Origin of the sequence: Streptomyces sp. NBC_01314 (assembly GCF_041435215.1) — a bacterium.
Lineage (GTDB): Bacteria > Actinomycetota > Actinomycetes > Streptomycetales > Streptomycetaceae > Streptomyces.
Window position 1 is genome coordinate 8,230,942 of the sequence record NZ_CP108394.1, and the last position, 16,383, is coordinate 8,247,324.

Sequence of the window (16,383 nt, forward strand, 5' to 3'; positions counted from 1 at the left end):
CGACAATGGGGGCGCCCGGATCACTCCGGGCGCCCCCATCGTCGTACAGGGTCGTCAGCGGGACTTCGGGCCGCCCTTGGGCATGCGCATGCCCTTGGGCATCGGGCCCTTGGGGAGGGGCATGTTGCTCATCAGGTCGCCCATGGCGCGCAGCCGGTCGTTGGTGGCGGTCACCTGGGGGCCGGACAGGACGCGCGGCAGCTTGAGCATGGTCGTGCGGAGCTTCTTCAGCTCGGTCCGGTCCTCGCCGGTGCCCACGACCAGGTCGTGCACCGGGACGTCCGCCACGATGCGGGCCATCTTCCGCTTCTCGGCGGCCAGCAGGCTCTTGACCCGGTTGGGGTTGCCCTCGGCGACCAGGACGATGCCGGCCTTGCCCACGGCCCGGTGCACCACGTCCTGGCTGCGGTTCATCGCCACCGCGGGTGTCGTGGTCCAGCCACGGCCCACGTTGTCCAGCACCGCGGCCGCCGCACCCGGCTGGCCCTCCATCTGCCCGAACGCGGCCCGCTCAGCCCGCCGTCCGAAGACGATCGCCGTCGCGAGGAAGGCGAGCAGGAGGCCCAGAACGCCGAGATAGATGGGGTGACCGATCAAGAAACCGATCGCAAGGAAGACACCGAAGGTGAAGATTCCGACAGCCGCGAGTACAAGACCGATCTTCTTGTCGGCCTTGCGGGTCATCTTGTACGTCAGAGCGATCTGCTTGAGTCGCCCGGGGTTCGCAGCGTCCGCTGCGGGTTCCTTCCTCGCCATGCCACGAAGTCTACGTGTCCGGGGAAGCGAGGACGACGGCGGTGCCGGTGGGGACCGGAGACCGGGGCTGCGCTGGGGAAGCGGCGCCGGGCGGCGGCGGTGCCGGCCTGGAGCGGCCGTCGTGCGGAGACGGGGTGGTGCGGGGAGGAGCCGGGGGTTACGAGGTGCGCGCGGCGACGGCCGCTTCGAGGACGCGCTCGACCTCGACACGGTCCTTGGCGCGGCGGCGGTCCTCCAGGACGGAGGTCCAGGCGTTGCGACGGGCGGTGCGCTGACCGCTGCTCATGAGCAGCGACTCGACGGCACGGAGTGCATCGCTGAACGACGGGATCGGGGTGGCGCGAACGGGTGCGGCCTGCATGGGAGGTCCCCCCTCGGGATGGCTGCTCTGGCTAGGACCCTGTACCGGGTGTGAAACCAGGGTCACTGATTGGTGTTACCAGGGCATGACCGACCGGTCAAACGACAGTGAAGCCTCGGTGTGGAGCCCTTAAACCCCGACGCGGCCCTGACAGTGCCCTCATCTGCGAGGACTGTCAGGACCGCGGCCAATCGGCCATTACTGGCGAGTAGCTACTTGTGCTGGGATTCACACGACCTGATGGCACTCCGTGCCATTTGGCGGAGTGGTCGGCGAAGGGGTCAGACGGCCTGCGAGGCGATGTAGGATCCGCGCTTCTCGATGGCCATCTGGTACAGGCGTCCGGCGCGGTACGAGGAGCGGACCAGCGGGCCGGACATCACGCCGGAGAAGCCGATCTCGTCGGCCTCCTGCTTCAGCTCGACGAACTCCTGCGGCTTGACCCAGCGTTCCACGGGGTGGTGGCGGACGCTCGGACGCAGGTACTGGGTGATGGTCACCAGCTCGCAGCCGGCGTCGTGCAGCTGCTTCAGCGCCTCGCTGACCTCTTCGCGGGTCTCGCCCATGCCGAGGATCAGGTTCGATTTCGTGACCAGACCGTAGTCACGGGCCTCGGTGATGACCTTCAGGGAGCGCTCGTAGCGGAAGCCGGGGCGGATGCGCTTGAAGATCCGGGGGACCGTCTCGACGTTGTGCGCGAAGACCTCGGGGCGGGAGGCGAAGACCTCCTCCAGGAGCTCCGGTACGGCGTTGAAGTCGGGCGCCAGCAGCTCGACCTTGGTCCGGCCGTCCTCGCGCCGAGCCGTCTGCTCGTGGATCTGCCGGACCGTCTCGGCGTACAGCCAGGCGCCGCCGTCGGGGAGGTCGTCACGGGCGACGCCGGTGATGGTGGCGTAGTTCAGGTCCATGGTGACGACGGACTCGCCGACGCGGCGGGGCTCGTCGCGGTCGAGCGCCTCGGGCTTGCCGGTGTCGATCTGGCAGAAGTCGCAGCGCCGGGTGCACTGGTCACCACCGATGAGGAACGTCGCCTCACGGTCCTCCCAGCACTCGTAGATGTTGGGGCAGCCTGCCTCCTGGCAGACCGTGTGCAGGCCCTCGCTCTTCACGAGGCTCTGCATCTTCGTGTACTCGGGACCCATTTTCGCCCGGGTCTTGATCCACTCGGGCTTGCGCTCGATGGGGGTCTGGCTGTTCCGGACCTCCAGGCGCAGCATCTTGCGTCCGTCGGGTGCGACTGCGGACACATCGGCTCCCTGTGCTTCGATTCTTCGGCGTCCACCAGGGTACGCCCGTACGGTTCTCGGTTCCCGGGGTGGGCAACCTTGCGGTTGTGGGACGCATTCCCTTTCGCCCCCGCCGCGACCCCGAGGGGTGGGTTCTTCGGGTGCGGGCGGGTGGGGGCTTCTCGCGCAGTTCCCCGCGCCCCAAAAAAGACGCAGGCCCTGCGGGCCTGAAAAGCACGGGGCGCAGCCCCTGCTTTTCAGGGGCGCGGGGAACTGCGCGAGAAGCCCCACCGGACCCGCACCCGAAGAACGCGTCCCCGGAAGCCGCGCCCGGAAGCCGCGCCCGGACGCGGACTACGCCGACGCCCGTTCCACCTCGCGCGGCTTCAGCTCCGCGCTCTCCAGTACGTCCCGCAGATGCCGCTCGGCCACCGGCAGCACCTCGGCGATGGTGACGTCCCGGCCCAGTTCGCCCGCCAGGGACGCGACGCCCGCGTCGCGGATCCCGCAGGGGATGATGCGGTCGAACCACTTGTTGTCGGGGTTCACGTTGAGCGCGAATCCGTGCATGGTGACGCCCTTGGCGACCCGGATGCCGATCGCCGCGATCTTGCGGTCCTCGCGGCGCTGCCCGGCGTTGGAGGGCGCGTACTCCGGCCCGTTCATCCGCGGATCGAACTCGTCGTCGGTCATCCGGGGGTCCAGGTCCAGCGAGAGCCCGCCGAGCCGCCGTTCGACCGGATCGCCGAGCACCCACACGCCGCTGCGGCCCTCGACCCGGGTGGTTTCCACCCCGAACTCCGCGCACGTACGGATCAGGGCCTCTTCGAGCCGCCGTACATGGGCCACCACGTCCACCGGGCGTGGGAGCTTCTGGATCGGGTAGCCCACCAGCTGGCCCGGACCGTGCCAGGTGATCTTGCCGCCGCGGTCGACGTCGATGACGGGGGTGCCGTCGAGGGGGCGCTCGTTGTCGGCCGTGCGCCGGCCGGCCGTGTAGACCGGCGGGTGCTCCAGGAGCAGCACGGTGTCGGCGATCTCGTCGGCGAAGCGTGCCGCGTGCACCCGGCGCTGCTCGTCCCACGCCTCCTGGTACTCGACGGCCTCCGTGTCGAACCCCATGCGAACGAACCGCAACCCACTCACGGCAAGTGCCTCCCTCGGCGGTACCGCCGAGGGAGGCACCGCGATAGCCCTGATGGCTCTGTCAGGCGCGTGGCGCGCCCAAGCCACTGTACGACCGTACGACCGGGCACTGTTCGAGCGGCCTCCGCCGGCACCCCGGCGGCACCCCGGCTTCGCCGTCCGCCCCGGCGCGCGGCCTCCGTCGTACCGGGCGCGGAGTCGGCGGCGGGCGTCCGGCGTATGCCGTGGCCGCCGGGCGTACGAGGGGCCCCGCCGGCGCGTGTCGGAGGTCGGCCACGTCAGCCGTGCGGCGAATCCTCACACGATCGGATGAATGGGTGCGGAAGTGTGCGATGAGGCGTTTACTCTCCGCTACATTCGCGCCGTTCACAAGGCCGCAAAAGGCTTCTCACCAGGCAATCCGGGAAACCCCGCCAACACCCGGAAGGCAGGAGACCGCACCGCAGATGACGGAACGACCCGCGCAGCGCACCCCCAACCGCCAGCTCGCCGCCCTCATCGCAGAAGCGGGGTTCTCGAACGCGGGACTAGCGCGCCGTGTGGACCAGCTCGGTCTCGAACACGGCCTCGACCTCAGATACGACAAGACCTCGGTCACCCGCTGGCTGCGTGGTCAGCAGCCCCGGGGGACGACACCCGCACTCATCGCCGAGGTGTTCACCCGACGCCTCGGCCGCCGGCTCACCGCCCAGGACCTCGGACTGGACGCCTGCGCCCCCGTCTACGCGGGCCTGGAGTTCGCCGCGACCCCCGAGGAGGCCATCGACATCGTCGGCGGGCTGTGGCGCAAGGACTCCGGCAGCCATGCCGAGCTCCGCAAGATCGCGTTCACCCCGGCCGGGCTGGTCGTGCCCAGCCGCGACTGGCTGATCGGCCGCGCCGACGACCGCGTGGGCCGGGGTGATCCGGGCGCGACCCGGGTTCCCCCGCAGGGCCGCCCGGTCGTCCCCCGGCAGCGCAGCCAGACCGAGCGCGGCCCCGGCCAAAGGGTCACCGGCGGGGACATCGCCGCCCTCCGCTCGGTGGGGGAGCTGTTCCGCGCCCTCGACGACGCGTACGGCGGCGGCCACGCCCGCCAGGCCCTCGTGCGCTACCTGGAACACGAGGCCGAACCCATGCTGCGCGGCGCCTATGGCGAGCAGATCGGCCGACGGCTGTTCGCGGCCGCCGCCGACCTCACCCGGCTGGCGGGCTGGACCTCGTACGACATCGGCGCGCACGGGCTCGCCCAGCGGTACTTCGTGCAGGCGTTGAGGCTGGCGCAGGCGGCGGGGGACCGGGCGTACGGGGCGTACGTGCTCGTCACCATGAGCCGTCAGGCGGTGTACCTGGGCCACGGCCGGGAGGCCGTGCAGCTCGCGCGCGTCGCCCAGCAGGGTGTCGGGTCGGCCGTGCCGCCGGTGGTGCAGTCGCTGCTGCACTCCGTCGAGGCGCGGGGGCACGCGGTGCTCGGCGAGGTGCGGGCCTCCACGGCCGCGCTGGTACGGGCCGAGCGCGCCCTGGAGACGGCCCGCCCCGGGGACGAGGTCCCGTACTGGGCGCGGTTCTTCGACGAGGCCCAGCTCGCCGACGAGTTCGGCCACAGCCACCGCGACCTCCAGCAGTACCGGGCCGCGGCCCAGCACGCCGAACGCTCCCTGCAGTTGCGGGCCCCCGCCTACGCCCGCAGCCGCCTCTTCAGCCGCGTCGTGCTCGCCTCCGCCCGCCTCGGCCTCGGCGAACTCGACCAGGCCTGCCAGTTGGGCGCGGAAGCCGCCGGGCAGGCCGCCGAGATGCGGTCCGTACGAGCCGTGGAGTACGTCCGCGACTTCGAACGCCGTCTGGAGCCGTACCGCGACGCGGCACCGGTGAGGGGATACCGGGACAAGGTGGCGGCGCTGGGGTAGGCGTGCGATCCGCGTCGGGGGCGCCCGGTCGCATGCCGGGCGCCCTAGCGTTGCCCACAAGTCTCAGGCGGCCGTCTCCAGCGGCTCCTCCAGGTACGTCGGGCGGGCGTCCAGGTCGGTCAGGACGGCGTGGGCGGCTCGGCGGGCGGAATGCAGGGCGCCCTGGACGGTGCTGGTGTCGCGATGGTCGCCGCAGACGTAGAGGCCCGCCAGGAGGCGTACCGGACGGCGCAGGTCGTGCGGCGCGGGCATCGCGGGGACGGCCTCGGGGACGTGGTATGCGGCGAGGAGTTCCCAGCGGGTCGTGGACGTGCGGTAGAGACGGGCCAGTTGGGCGCGGACCGTGGCGTCGAGGTGCGCGGGGTCCGGGGGAGTGCCGAGGACCGTCGAGGTGATCAGGGCGCGGCCCGCCGGTGCCCGGCTCGGGTCGACCTGGCTGATGACCGCCGTGTGCGAGACGGGCCCGCTGCGGTCGGCGTCGAGGAGCAGCGCCGGTTCGGTCAACGGGGGCTCGTCCGTGGCGTGGTGCAGCACCGTCACCGGGTGGAACCCCGGAACCCGTAGCCCCGGGAGCAGTTCGGCGGCCGACCGGGCGTCCGTGGCCAGCACCACCGCACGGCAGGTGAGTTCACCGTGGTGCGCGGTCGTCACCGAGGTCGTGCTGATCGCGGTGACCTGGACTCCGGTATGGACCGAGCCCGGCGGCAGCGCCGCCGCGAGCAGCTCCGGAAGCGTGTCGGCGCCGCCCTCCGGGATGCACAGCCGGCCCGTCGCGAAGGTGTGCAGGGCCAGGTCGGCACAGCGGCTCGAAGTGCGCAGCGCCGGGTCGGCGAGCAGCGCGGCCAGCAGGGGGCGGACGAATCCGTCGATCGTCCGGGGCGGGAAACCCCGGGTCGCCAGCGCCTGGGCCACCGGGGCCTCGACCCGGGTCAGGAGCCGCTCGGGCGCGGTCGCGGCGAGCCGGGCCAGGGCCATGGCCAGCCGGGACTGGTCGGCGGGCGCGCCCAGCCGGCCGGGCCGGATGCCCCCGGAACGGGCCTGGGGGCGGCCCTGGTTCCGGGGGAGCCTGGGGGCGCTTGCGAGGGCGCGCGCGGCCGTGAGTGCGCCCCTCGCGCTTCGCAGGACAGGGGTGGCGCCGGCGCGCTGATGACGGCCGTCGGCGTGCAGCAGGACGCCGGGGGCGAACGGACGCAGGGGCAGGGTGCCCAGGCCCGGCGTGCGGCGCAGTTCCGGGTACGACGTGGAGAGCAACTGCGTCGTCCGGTCGAGGCGGAAGCCGTCGATCTTCTCGGTGGACATACGGCCGCCGACGGCGGGGGCGGCCTCAAGGACGATGGTCCTCAGCCCCGCCCTGGTCAGATGTCCGGCCGCAGCGAGGCCGGCCACGCCGGCTCCTATGACGATGACGTCCACGTCCTCCGTGTCCGCCGGGAACGCCGACTGGTGCACCGACTCAAGCACGTGCCCCTCCCGAGGTCGCGCGGCTGCTGGAAACGTGATGCCCCCAACACCCTTCTGAAATACCTGAGTTCGGCACGAGAGTGAAGGTGGGGGCCGGTTCGGGGGAAGGAGCGTGTGACCTCGCACGGGGGCATGGGCGGGGTGCGTGTGCGCCGGGCGTTCGGGGGACCGCGGTTGTCGGGCGGCTGCGGGCCCGGTGGGGGCTGGCCGCGCAGTTCCCCGCGCCCCTGAAAGACGAGGCCCCTCCGGGCCTGAAGGACCAGGCCCCTCCGGGTCTGGAAGACGACAGGTCTGCGGGCCCGAAAGGCGACGGAGCCGCGAGCCTGAAAGTCAACGGGGCCGTGGGCCTGATAGGCGACCGAGCTGCGGGTTGAAAAGCACGGGGCGCAGCCCCTGCTTTTCAGGGGTGCGGGGAACTGTGCGACCAGCCCTCACCGGACCCGCACCCGACAACGCACCCCCTCAGCGGCCCGCCGCCGCCCGGATCGCCTCGTCGATCTCCGGATACGTGAACGCGAAGCCCGACTCCAGCAACCGCGTCGGAACGGCCCGCGTGCTGCCCAGGACGTCGCCCGCGACCCCGCCGAGAGCGAGCCGCAGCGCGGGCGCGGGCACGGTGAACAGGGTGGGCCGGTGCAGGACCCGGCCCATGGCCGCCGTGATCTCGCGGTTCGTGAGCGGGGCCGGCGCGGTCAGGTTGAACGGCCCGGACAGCGACGGCGTGAAGAGGAGGTGGCGCAGAGCGGCGACCTCGTCGTGCAGGGAGATGAAGCTCCAGTACTGGCGGCCGTTCCCCATCCGCCCGCCCAACCCGGCCTTGAACAGCGGGAACAGCGGACCCCAGGCACCCCCGCCCCCGGCCACCACCAGCCCCGTACGGGCGAACGCCGTGCGGATCCCGGCCTCCCGCGCGGCCTCGGTCGCCCCCTCCCACTCCACGCACAACGAGGACAGGAACTCCGACCCCGGCTCCGCCGACTCGTCCACGACCCGGTCGCCCGTGTAGCCGTAGAAGCCGATCGCGCTGCCGTTGACGAACACGCTCGGCGGTGTGTCGAGGGCGGCGGCGGCCTCGGCGAGCGTCCTGGTGCCGAGCACCCGGCTGTTGCGGATCGTCGCCTTGTACGACTCCGTCCAGCGGCGGGACGCGACCCCCGCGCCGGCGAGATTGACGACGGCCGCGCACCCCGCGAGCCCCGCCATGTCGACCTGTCCCGCGTCCGGGTCCCAGCGCACCTCACCGCGCGCCCGGGGCGCCCGCCGCACGAGCCGGAGCACCTCGTAGCCGTCGTCGGTGAGGGAGCGGGCCAGCGCCGAACCGATCAGGCCGGACGCCCCGGCGATCGCGATACGAGAACCGGGCGCAACGGGCGATTCAACGGTCATGCCCCCATCCTGCCCGGCGCGCGGCGAGAGTGCGGACCCGGGGGCGGCCTGGACGCCCAGGGCCGCCACCCGCGAGCACCCACCACCGCCCCTGACGGCCCCCGAACAGCCGTGCCGTCGCTATAAAGTGGCCGCCATGCCCGTTCCGCACATACGCGCCGCGACCGCGGACGACGAGGACACGCTCGGCCGACTCGACCGCGACTCCTGGTCCACGCTGCACTCCGTCCAGGACCGCCCCACGCAGCCGTACCAGCCGTTCTTCGACGAGCGTCACGCCCCCCACGACCACCTGGTCGCAGAACTCGGCGGCACCGTCGTCGGGTACGTCCGTCTCGCGCTGTCCTCCGACCTCGCCTGCCACAAGCACGTCGGCCAGATCCAGGGCCTGGTCGTCGCCGAGCGGGCGCGCGGGGCGGGCGTCGCACGGGCGCTGCTGCGCGCCGTACAGGACGAGGCACGCCACCGTGGCGCCCGGCGGCTCACCCTGCGGGTCCTCGGCCACAACACCGCGGCCAGGAAGCTCTACGAGTCCGAGGGGTTCGCCGTGGAGGGAATCCTGCCGGAGGAGTTCCTGCTCGACGGGGCGTACGTGGACGACGTTCTGATGGGCCGTCGGCTCTGACCCGACGGCACCCGCCACCGAACGCGCCCCGCACGAGGTCACCCGGTCATCCGGTCACCAGGTCGTGACGTCACGAGGTCATGACGTCACGAGGTCGCCCGTGTCCACCGCCGCCGTCGCGTTCGCCGCGCGCTCCGCGTCCGGGACGACCTCGTCCACGGTGAGGACGTAACCCGTCTCCGCGTCGGAGGTGGAGCGGGCGAAGACGACGCCGAAGACCTGGCCCTCGGTGGTGAGGAGCGGGCCGCCGGAGTTGCCGGGGCGGACGGTGGAGCGGATGGAGTAGATGTCGCGGGTCACCGAGTCGGTGTTGTAGATGTTCCGGCCGGTCGCGTCGATACGGCTGGCGACCGTGGCCGCCTGGAGGTCGAGGCCGCCGTCCTCCGGATAACCGGCCACGACCGCCGCGTCACCGCGCTTGGCGCCGTCGTCGAAGCGCAGCAGCGGGGCCTTCAGCCCCGGGACGTAGAGGACCGCCACGTCCTTGTCGGGGTCGAAGAGCACGACCTTCGCCTCGTACGCCCTGCCCACGCCGCCCACCCGCACGCTCGGATCGTCGATGCCCGCCACCACATGGGCGTTGGTCATCACGTGCTCGGTGGCGTACACGAAACCGCTGCCCTCGCGGCCCTGGGTGCCCGCGACGCCCTCGATCTTCACCGTGCTCCGCTTGGCGGCGCCGGTCGCGGCCGCGGTGACGCTGTCGCCGGAGGGCTTGGCGACCTCGGCCGTCGCCTCGTTCTCGAACGGGTTGAAGACCTGCGGGAAGCCCGCCTCGGTGAGCGCGGAGGTGGCGTCCGAGAACCAGGCCGGGGTGGTCTCCGGCATGGTGTCCTGCACGGCGCCGAGCAGCGCCGAGTTACGGATCGAGTTGGTCACCACCGCCGACGAGGACGCCCCGAGGACGCTCGCGGCCACCCACGCCACGATGAGCACGGCGAGCGTGTTGGCCGCCGCCCCGCCGACGCCGTCGGCCACCCGCAGCGGACTGCGGTCGATCTCCCGGCGCAGCCGCAGCGCCAGCCGGCCCGCCAGCTCGTGCCCGATCACCCCCGGCACCAGTACCGTCAGCACCGCCGTGACCGTCGCCGCCGGGGTGCCCGCCTCCACCAGCTCCATCATCCAGGGCAGTACCCAGACGCCTATCGCCGCGCCGCCCACGAAACCGGCGAGGGACACACATCCCGCTACCAGGCCGCGACGGTAACCCGATGCCGCGTAGGCCAGGATCACCAGCATCAGCAGGATGTCGAGCACGTCCACTCCAACCGCCTCTCTCTAGGAACCCTGTAGTACGCGCGCGACGGGCGCAGTGATCAGCTACGCCCCCCACTGCACCCCGATGGCCCGCGCGAACCGGCCACCACCGCGGCACATCCGCCTGGAACAGTAAAAACGTCCCGGACCACGGCGTTGGTTCCATCCGCTTCCACCGGGTGGCCCACCCCACATCGCGGCCGGAGCACATCCGGGTGACTCTGGGGACATGCGTGTGTTCCGGAGGTCACGGGGGGCGCGAATACGGCGGCTGCTCCGCGTGGGGCACCGCCGCACACGGACCCCGCGCGCCCCGGGCCCGGTCCGCGAGCGACTGCGCCGTTCCCGCGACCGTCTGCGCCTGGCCCGGGAGCGCGTCGACCTGCCACGGCCCGTCCTCCTGCTGCTGGCCTGTCTGCCCGGACTGGCGGCCGTCCTGGCACTGGTGATCTGCGTGATCGGTGTGGACCGTACGGGGCCCCGCTCGGACCGGTCCGAGGCCGCCCGGCCCGCGCCGCACCAGGCGCCCCGGCCGCCCATCGTGCCCAGGGCCCGCTGGCTGGAGCTGGAGAAGGAGCCACCCAGCCAGCCGCCCGCCCGCTACGACGACGAGGTCGTTGCCGTCTTCGTCCACCACACGGACTCGCCCAACGGCTACGACTGCGCCGACGCGCCCCACATCATCCGCCACCTGTACGCCGGCCAGACCGGCGCGAAGAACTGGGACGACATCGGCTACAACTTCGTCGTCGACCGCTGCGGCACCATCTACGAGGGCCGCGCGGGCGGCGTCGACCGCCCCGTCACAGGCGCTCACACCCAGGGCTTCAACCACCGCACCACCGGCATCGCCGCCCTCGGTACCTTCACCGCCGGCGTCCCCGTCCCCCAGGCCATGACCGACGCGATCGCCGCCCTCGCCGCCTGGAAACTCGGCCTCTCCGACAGCGACCCCCGCGGCAGCGTCAAGCTCACCTCCAGCAACAGCCTCAGCCGCTACGCCGCCGGCACCACCGCCCTGCTGCCCACCCTCGCGGGCCACAGCGACGGCTACATGACCAGCTGCCCGGGCGCGGCCCTCGCGGAACGCCTGCCCGCGATCAGGGAGCTGGCGGCACGCCTCCAGGGACGGCGTTGAGACGGATCTCATCAGGTTCACAGACAGCGCGCCGGGGTCTCACAGACTTCTCCAAGATCCGCGCCCTAACTTCATCGGTGTCAGCCGACCGGAGGTGGGGAAAGTGGTGGGGAAAATGATCGGCAGCCGTACGAAGAACGCGTCCCGCGGTCCGAAGAGGTCCTGGTCCTCGGCCCTGCGGAGCCCCTGGACGGTGGCCTGCGCGACCGCCGTCGTCGTGCTCGGCCCGTCCGCCGTCACCGCGTCCGCTCTGGACCGCGCCAACTCCGCGCCCCTGCACGGGGCCTCGGCCCCCGAGCACCCGGCCCCGGGCAAGGAACGACGCCACCACGCCCAGCCGTACACCACCGAGCAGTACGCGTACCTGCCGCGCCCGTCGAGCCGCGGGCTGCGCGCCTGAACCGCCCCTCGAACTCGAACGCTCCGCCGGACAGGTCCTGGGGCGGCCCCGGTGCAGCCCCGGGCCGGCCCTGGTTCAGCCCTGGGTCCGGAAACGCTCCCAGAGCTTCGGGCAGCGCTCCGCGAGCGCGGACTCGTTCTCGAAGTCGACGGGGGCGCCCTCGGGTTCGCCGGGCGGGGGCGGGATGCCGAGATCCGGGGCGACGACACCGGTGAGCTGCTCGTACGCCTCGTCCGCGGCGAAGCCCAGCTCCTCACCGTCCCCGTCGATCTCCTCGTCGAAGTCGTCCAGCAGACCGGCGAGCGAGTCGGGGTCGTGCACCGCCCCCTCGAAGACCTCCCGGCCCTGGCCGATCAGCCAGCACCGGAAGAAGTCGAACGCGTCGTCGCTGGCTCCGCCGAGCAGCACCCAGGCGGCGCCCCAGAGGTCCCAGGTGTAGGCGCGGTTGTAACGGGACTCGAAGTGCCGGGCGAAGTCCAGCACCGCCTCCGGGTCCAGTCGGCCGAGCCGTTCCACGAGCAGGTCGGCCTGGTCCTCGGGATCGCCCTCGGCGTCCTCGCGGGCCGTGTCCACCAACTCCCAGAACTCCGTCTCGTCCATCACTGGTCCAGCATCGTGCCTGGGCGGGTGGGACGCACGCGGAGGACGGCGGATTGTTATCTCCGGCCCGGTGTTCTCCGCGACCTCAGGGGGACTTCAAGCGGACTTCAAGGCGTCGCGTACAGCCCGGCGAGCCGGCGCGCGTCGCCCGCGAAGCGCTCCCGCAGGCTCTCGGGGGCCAGCACCTCGGCCTCCGGCCCCAGCCCCGTGAGCTGGGCGTGCGCCACATTCTCCGACTCGACCCGGAGCGTGACGGTCGTCCGGCCGTGCTCGTCGGGGGTGTCGCCCGCCGTCAGGGCGTCACGCGCCGAGACGGGATCCACGACGTGCGGCAGCCTCCGCACCCCCTCGGCCGAAAGTCGTACGACGACCTCGGCGTGCAGGATCGACCGGGCGAACCGTTCCGTCTGCCCGTCCCAGTAGGCCGGCAGATCGAACTCCTCGTCGCGGGTGAAGCGGTCGCCGCCGGCGTCGACGGAGAGGAAGCGGTCGATGCGGTAGGTCCTGAAGGAGGCGGTGCCGTCGTCGGCGCGGGGGACACGGGCGCACAGGTACCAGACGCCTGCCTTGAGGACGAGACCGTACGGCTCCAGCTCGCGCCCGACCTCGCCGTCACCCCTGCGGTACCGCGCGACGATCCGGCGGTCGTCCCACACCGCGTCCGCCACGGCGGGCAGCAGCTCAGGGGTCTTCGGCTCCGCGAACCAGCTCGGTGCGTCGAGGTGGAACCGCTGGGAGGCCGTACGGGAGGCATCGCCGAGGGAGGGCGACAAGGCCGCCGAGACCTTCAGCCGGGCGGCGCAGGCCGCGTCCTCCCAACCCATCTCCCGCAGCGCCCCGGGCACACCACTGAGGAACAGCGCCTCGGCCTCGCTCCGGGCCAGCCCCGTCAGCCGCGTCCGGTATCCGCCGATCAGCCGGTACCCCCCGGCCCGCCCCCGGTCCGCGTACACCGGGACCCCCGCCTCCGACAGCGCCTGGGCGTCCCGTGTGACGGTCCGCTCGGACACCTCCAGCTCCCGCGCGAGTTCGGCTGCGGTCATGGAGGGCCGGGACTGGAGCAACAACACCATCTTGATCAGCCGGGCGGCACGCATACGCCCATGATGCCGGGCCCCGACGACGCCAGAGATCGCGCCCCCGCCGCCCCTGCGGGCCGTGAAAAGGCAGGGGCACAGCCTCTGGGGATGGGACGGGCGGGGACGGGCAGAGGTGGCGGGGGCGCGGGAAAACCCCCGTCGCCCCCGCCGGTGTCACAGCCCGTACCGCTCCCGCGCCTCCTTCACCGCCGTCGCCTTGACCTCGCCGCGGCGGGCGAGTTGGGCGAGGGCGGCCACGACCACGGACTCGGCGTCGACGCCGAAGTGACGGCGGGCCGCCTCACGGGTGTCGGAGATACCGAAGCCGTCGGCACCGAGCGAGGAGTAGTCCTGCTCGACCCACTGCGCGATCTGGTCGGGAACCTGCCGCATGTAGTCGGAGACCGCCAACACCGGCCCCTCGGCACCCTGCAGCGCCTGACGGACGTACGGCAGCCGCTCCTCACCCCGCAGCAGCGCCGCATCCGCCTCCAGCGCGTCCCGGCGCAGCTCGCTCCAGGAGGTCGCGGACCAGACGTCCGCCGCCACGCCCCACTCCTCCGTGAGGAGTCTCTGTGCCTGAAGGGCCCAGTGGATCGCCGTGCCGGAGCCGAGCAGCTGGACGCGCGGGGCGTTCGCCACCGGGGACAGCCCCGCCGACTCGGCCGTGTTGAAGCGGTACAGGCCCTTGACGATGCCCTCGTCCACACCCGCGACGGCCGGCTTCGCGGGCTGCGGCATCGGCTCGTTGTAGACGGTCAGGTAGTAGAAGACGTTCTGGTCCTCACCCGGGGCCGCCTCGCCGTACATCCGGCGCAGACCGTCCTTGACGATCGCCGCGACCTCGTACGCGAACGCCGGGTCGTACGTCAGCGCCGCCGGGTTCGTCGCCGCGATCACCGGGGAGTGGCCGTCGGCGTGCTGGAGGCCCTCGCCCGTCAGGGTCGTACGGCCGGCCGTCGCGCCGACGAGGAAGCCGCGGCCGAGCTGGTCGCCGAGCTGCCACATCTGGTCGGCCGTGCGCTGCCAGCCGAACATCGAGTAGAAGATGTAGAACGGGATCATCGCCTCACCGTGCGTGGAGTACGCGGTGGACGCGGCGATGAAGTCCGCCATGGAACCGGCCTCGGTGATCCCCTCGTTGAGGATCTGGCCGTCCTTGGCCTCCTTGTAGTACATCAGCTGGTCGCGGTCGACCGGCTCGTACGTCTGGCCCTTGGGGGAGTAGATCCCGAGGGACGGGAAGAGCGACTCCATGCCGAAGGTGCGCGCTTCGTCGGGGACGATCGGCACCCAGCGCCTGCCGGTCTGCTTGTCGCGGACCAGGTCCTTGATCAGCCGGACGAAGGCCATGGTCGTCGCCACGTTCTGCGAGCCGGAGCCCTTGTCGAAGGCGGCGAAGGTCTTGTCGGCGGCGGCCGGCAGCGGGGCGAGCGCGTGCGTACGGCGGGCCGGGGCCGGACCGCCGAGGGTGGCGCGGCGCTCCTGGAGGTAGCGGACCTCGGCGGAGTCGGCGCCCGGGTGGCCGTAGGGCACGACCCCGTCGACGAAGTCGCTGTCCCTGATGGGGAGTTCGAGCAGGTCCCGCATCTGCTTGAACTCGTCCACCGACAGCTTCTTCATCTGGTGGTTGGCGTTCTTCGACGCGAAGCCCTCACCGAGCGTGAAGCCCTTGACGGTCTGGGCCAGGATGACGGTCGGCGCGCCCTTGAACTCGACGGCGGCCTTGTAGGCGGCGTACACCTTGCGCGACTCGTGACCACCGCGGGACAGGTGGAAACACTCGACGATCTTGTCGTCGCTCAGCAGCTTCGCCATCTCGACGAGTGCGGGGTCCTTGCCGAAGAAGTCCTGGCGGATGTAGGCGGCGTCACGGGTCTGGTACGTCTGCACCTGCGCGTCGGGTACCTCGCGCAGGCGGCGTACGAGCGCGCCCGTGGTGTCGAGCCGGAACAGCTCGTCCCAGGCCGAGCCCCAGAGCGACTTGACGACGTTCCAGCCGGCGCCGCGGAACTGGGCCTCCAGCTCCTGCACGATCTTGAAGTTCGCGCGGACCGGGCCGTCGAGGCGCTGCAGGTTGCAGTTGATGACGAAGGTGAGGTTGTCGAGACCCTCACGGGAGGCCAGAGCGAGTGCCGCCGTCGACTCCGGCTCGTCCATCTCGCCGTCGCCGAGGAACGCCCAGACGTGGGAGTCGGAGACGTCCTTGATGCCGCGGCTGGTGAGATAGCGGTTGAAGCGCGCCTGGTAGATGGCGGACAGCGGGCCGAGGCCCATCGACACCGTCGGGAACTCCCACAGCCAGGGCAGGCGGCGGGGGTGCGGGTACGACGGGAGGCCGTTGCCGCCGGACTCGCGGCGGAAGTTGTCCAGCTGGGACTCGTTCAGCCGGCCGTCGAGGAAGGCGCGGGCGTAGATGCCGGGGGAGGCGTGGCCCTGGATGTAGAGCTGGTCGCCCGAGCCGTCGGCCTCCTTGCCCTTGAAGAAGTGGTTGAAGCCCGTCTCGTAGAGCCAGGCGGCGGAGGCGAAGGTGGCGATGTGGCCGCCGACGCCGTATTTGGAGCCACGGGTGACCATCGCGGCCGCGTTCCAGCGGTTCCACGCGGTGATACGGCGCTCGATCGCCTCGTCACCGGGCACGCCCGGCTCGGCGGCGGTCGGGATGGTGTTGACGTAGTCCGTCTCGAGCAGCTTGGGCAGCGCGATGCCGTTGCCCTCCGCACGCTCCAGGGTGCGCCGCATCAGGTACGCCGCGCGGTGCGGCCCGGCCGCCTTGGTGACGGCGTCCAGCGAGGCCTGCCATTCGGCGGTCTCCTCCGGATCGCGGTCGGGGAGCTGGTCGAGCGCGCTCGGCTGGATGGCGTGGGAGTCGGTCATAGCGCCGCCTTCCTCAGTCGAAGGGGGTTCCCTCATCGGTAAGGGTTCGGGGGTTGCCCTTGGTCTTTGGCAGGACAGGGCGATGGGCTTCGGTAGAAGCCCGCCGCGACTGTAACCCGCTGATCGATGATCGATCAAAGGGTCGCGGGCAAAATCTCTTGATCTCGAGAAAGTCGGCACGGGGT

General features: G+C 71.9%; 14 protein-coding genes. 4 read left to right on the top strand and 10 right to left on the bottom strand.

Annotation, left to right across the window (positions count from 1 at the left end; all coding sequences use genetic code 11):
* Positions 1-54 precede the first annotated feature (54 nt).
* From OG622_RS36150 to lipB, 4 genes are all read right to left on the bottom strand, one after another.
* Positions 55-756, bottom strand: coding sequence for a DUF4191 domain-containing protein (locus OG622_RS36150; protein ID WP_371580830.1), 702 nt, complete (start codon positions 754-756; stop codon positions 55-57).
* A 157-nt stretch (positions 757-913) separates the two neighbouring features.
* Entirely contained in the window at positions 914-1,117 is a 204-nt protein-coding gene (locus tag OG622_RS36155) for a hypothetical protein (protein WP_371580831.1), read from the bottom strand.
* 281 nt (positions 1,118-1,398) lie between these two features.
* Entirely contained in the window at positions 1,399-2,364 is a 966-nt protein-coding gene (gene lipA, locus OG622_RS36160; RefSeq protein ID WP_371580832.1) for a lipoyl synthase, read from the bottom strand.
* A gap of 333 nt (positions 2,365-2,697) precedes the next feature.
* On the bottom strand, positions 2,698-3,489 hold the full coding sequence (lipB, locus tag OG622_RS36165; RefSeq protein WP_371580833.1) for a lipoyl(octanoyl) transferase LipB: 792 nt from the start codon (positions 3,487-3,489) through the stop codon (positions 2,698-2,700).
* A 446-nt stretch (positions 3,490-3,935) separates the two neighbouring features.
* Between lipB and OG622_RS36170 the strand changes: the two genes are divergently transcribed.
* On the top strand, positions 3,936-5,375 hold the full coding sequence (locus OG622_RS36170; RefSeq protein ID WP_371580834.1) for a regulator: 1,440 nt from the start codon (positions 3,936-3,938) through the stop codon (positions 5,373-5,375).
* 63 nt (positions 5,376-5,438) lie between these two features.
* Here OG622_RS36170 and OG622_RS36175 read toward each other — a convergent pair whose 3' ends face one another.
* Both OG622_RS36175 and OG622_RS36180 read right to left on the bottom strand, forming a co-directional pair.
* Entirely contained in the window at positions 5,439-6,836 is a 1,398-nt protein-coding gene (locus OG622_RS36175) for an NAD(P)/FAD-dependent oxidoreductase (RefSeq protein ID WP_371580835.1), read from the bottom strand.
* A 462-nt stretch (positions 6,837-7,298) separates the two neighbouring features.
* Complete coding sequence (locus tag OG622_RS36180; protein ID WP_371580836.1) at positions 7,299-8,222, bottom strand: TIGR01777 family oxidoreductase; 924 nt, start codon at positions 8,220-8,222, stop codon at positions 7,299-7,301.
* Between the two features lie 136 nt (positions 8,223-8,358).
* On the opposite strand from OG622_RS36180, the gene OG622_RS36185 reads away from it, so the two are divergent.
* The gene (locus tag OG622_RS36185; protein WP_371580837.1) at positions 8,359-8,847 is read left to right on the top strand and encodes an N-acetyltransferase family protein; all 489 of its coding nucleotides are present in this window, start codon (positions 8,359-8,361) and stop codon (positions 8,845-8,847) included.
* 78 nt (positions 8,848-8,925) lie between these two features.
* Here the strand turns inward: OG622_RS36185 and OG622_RS36190 are convergent, their stop codons facing one another.
* On the bottom strand, positions 8,926-10,110 hold the full coding sequence (locus OG622_RS36190) for a MarP family serine protease (RefSeq protein ID WP_371580838.1): 1,185 nt from the start codon (positions 10,108-10,110) through the stop codon (positions 8,926-8,928).
* A 394-nt stretch (positions 10,111-10,504) separates the two neighbouring features.
* On the opposite strand from OG622_RS36190, the gene OG622_RS36195 reads away from it, so the two are divergent.
* On the top strand, positions 10,505-11,242 hold the full coding sequence (locus OG622_RS36195; protein ID WP_371584331.1) for a peptidoglycan recognition protein: 738 nt from the start codon (positions 10,505-10,507) through the stop codon (positions 11,240-11,242).
* Positions 11,243-11,345: 103 nt separating this feature from the next.
* A complete protein-coding gene (locus OG622_RS36200) occupies positions 11,346-11,642 on the top strand; it encodes a hypothetical protein (RefSeq protein WP_371580839.1) in 297 nt (98 codons plus the stop codon).
* A 75-nt stretch (positions 11,643-11,717) separates the two neighbouring features.
* On the opposite strand, the gene OG622_RS36205 is transcribed toward OG622_RS36200, so the two are convergent.
* The 3 genes from OG622_RS36205 to aceE all read right to left on the bottom strand — a co-directional run bounded on the left by OG622_RS36205 (position 11,718) and on the right by aceE (position 16,198).
* Positions 11,718-12,242, bottom strand: a complete 525-nt coding sequence (locus tag OG622_RS36205) for a DUF4240 domain-containing protein (protein ID WP_371580840.1) — start codon at positions 12,240-12,242, stop codon at positions 11,718-11,720.
* Between the two features lie 107 nt (positions 12,243-12,349).
* Positions 12,350-13,339 (bottom strand): helix-turn-helix transcriptional regulator, encoded by a 990-nt coding sequence (locus OG622_RS36210; RefSeq protein WP_371580841.1) that lies wholly within the window; start codon positions 13,337-13,339, stop codon positions 12,350-12,352.
* Between the two features lie 156 nt (positions 13,340-13,495).
* Positions 13,496-16,198 (bottom strand): pyruvate dehydrogenase (acetyl-transferring), homodimeric type, encoded by a 2,703-nt coding sequence (gene aceE, locus OG622_RS36215; RefSeq protein WP_371580842.1) that lies wholly within the window; start codon positions 16,196-16,198, stop codon positions 13,496-13,498.
* Positions 16,199-16,383: the final 185 nt, after the last annotated feature.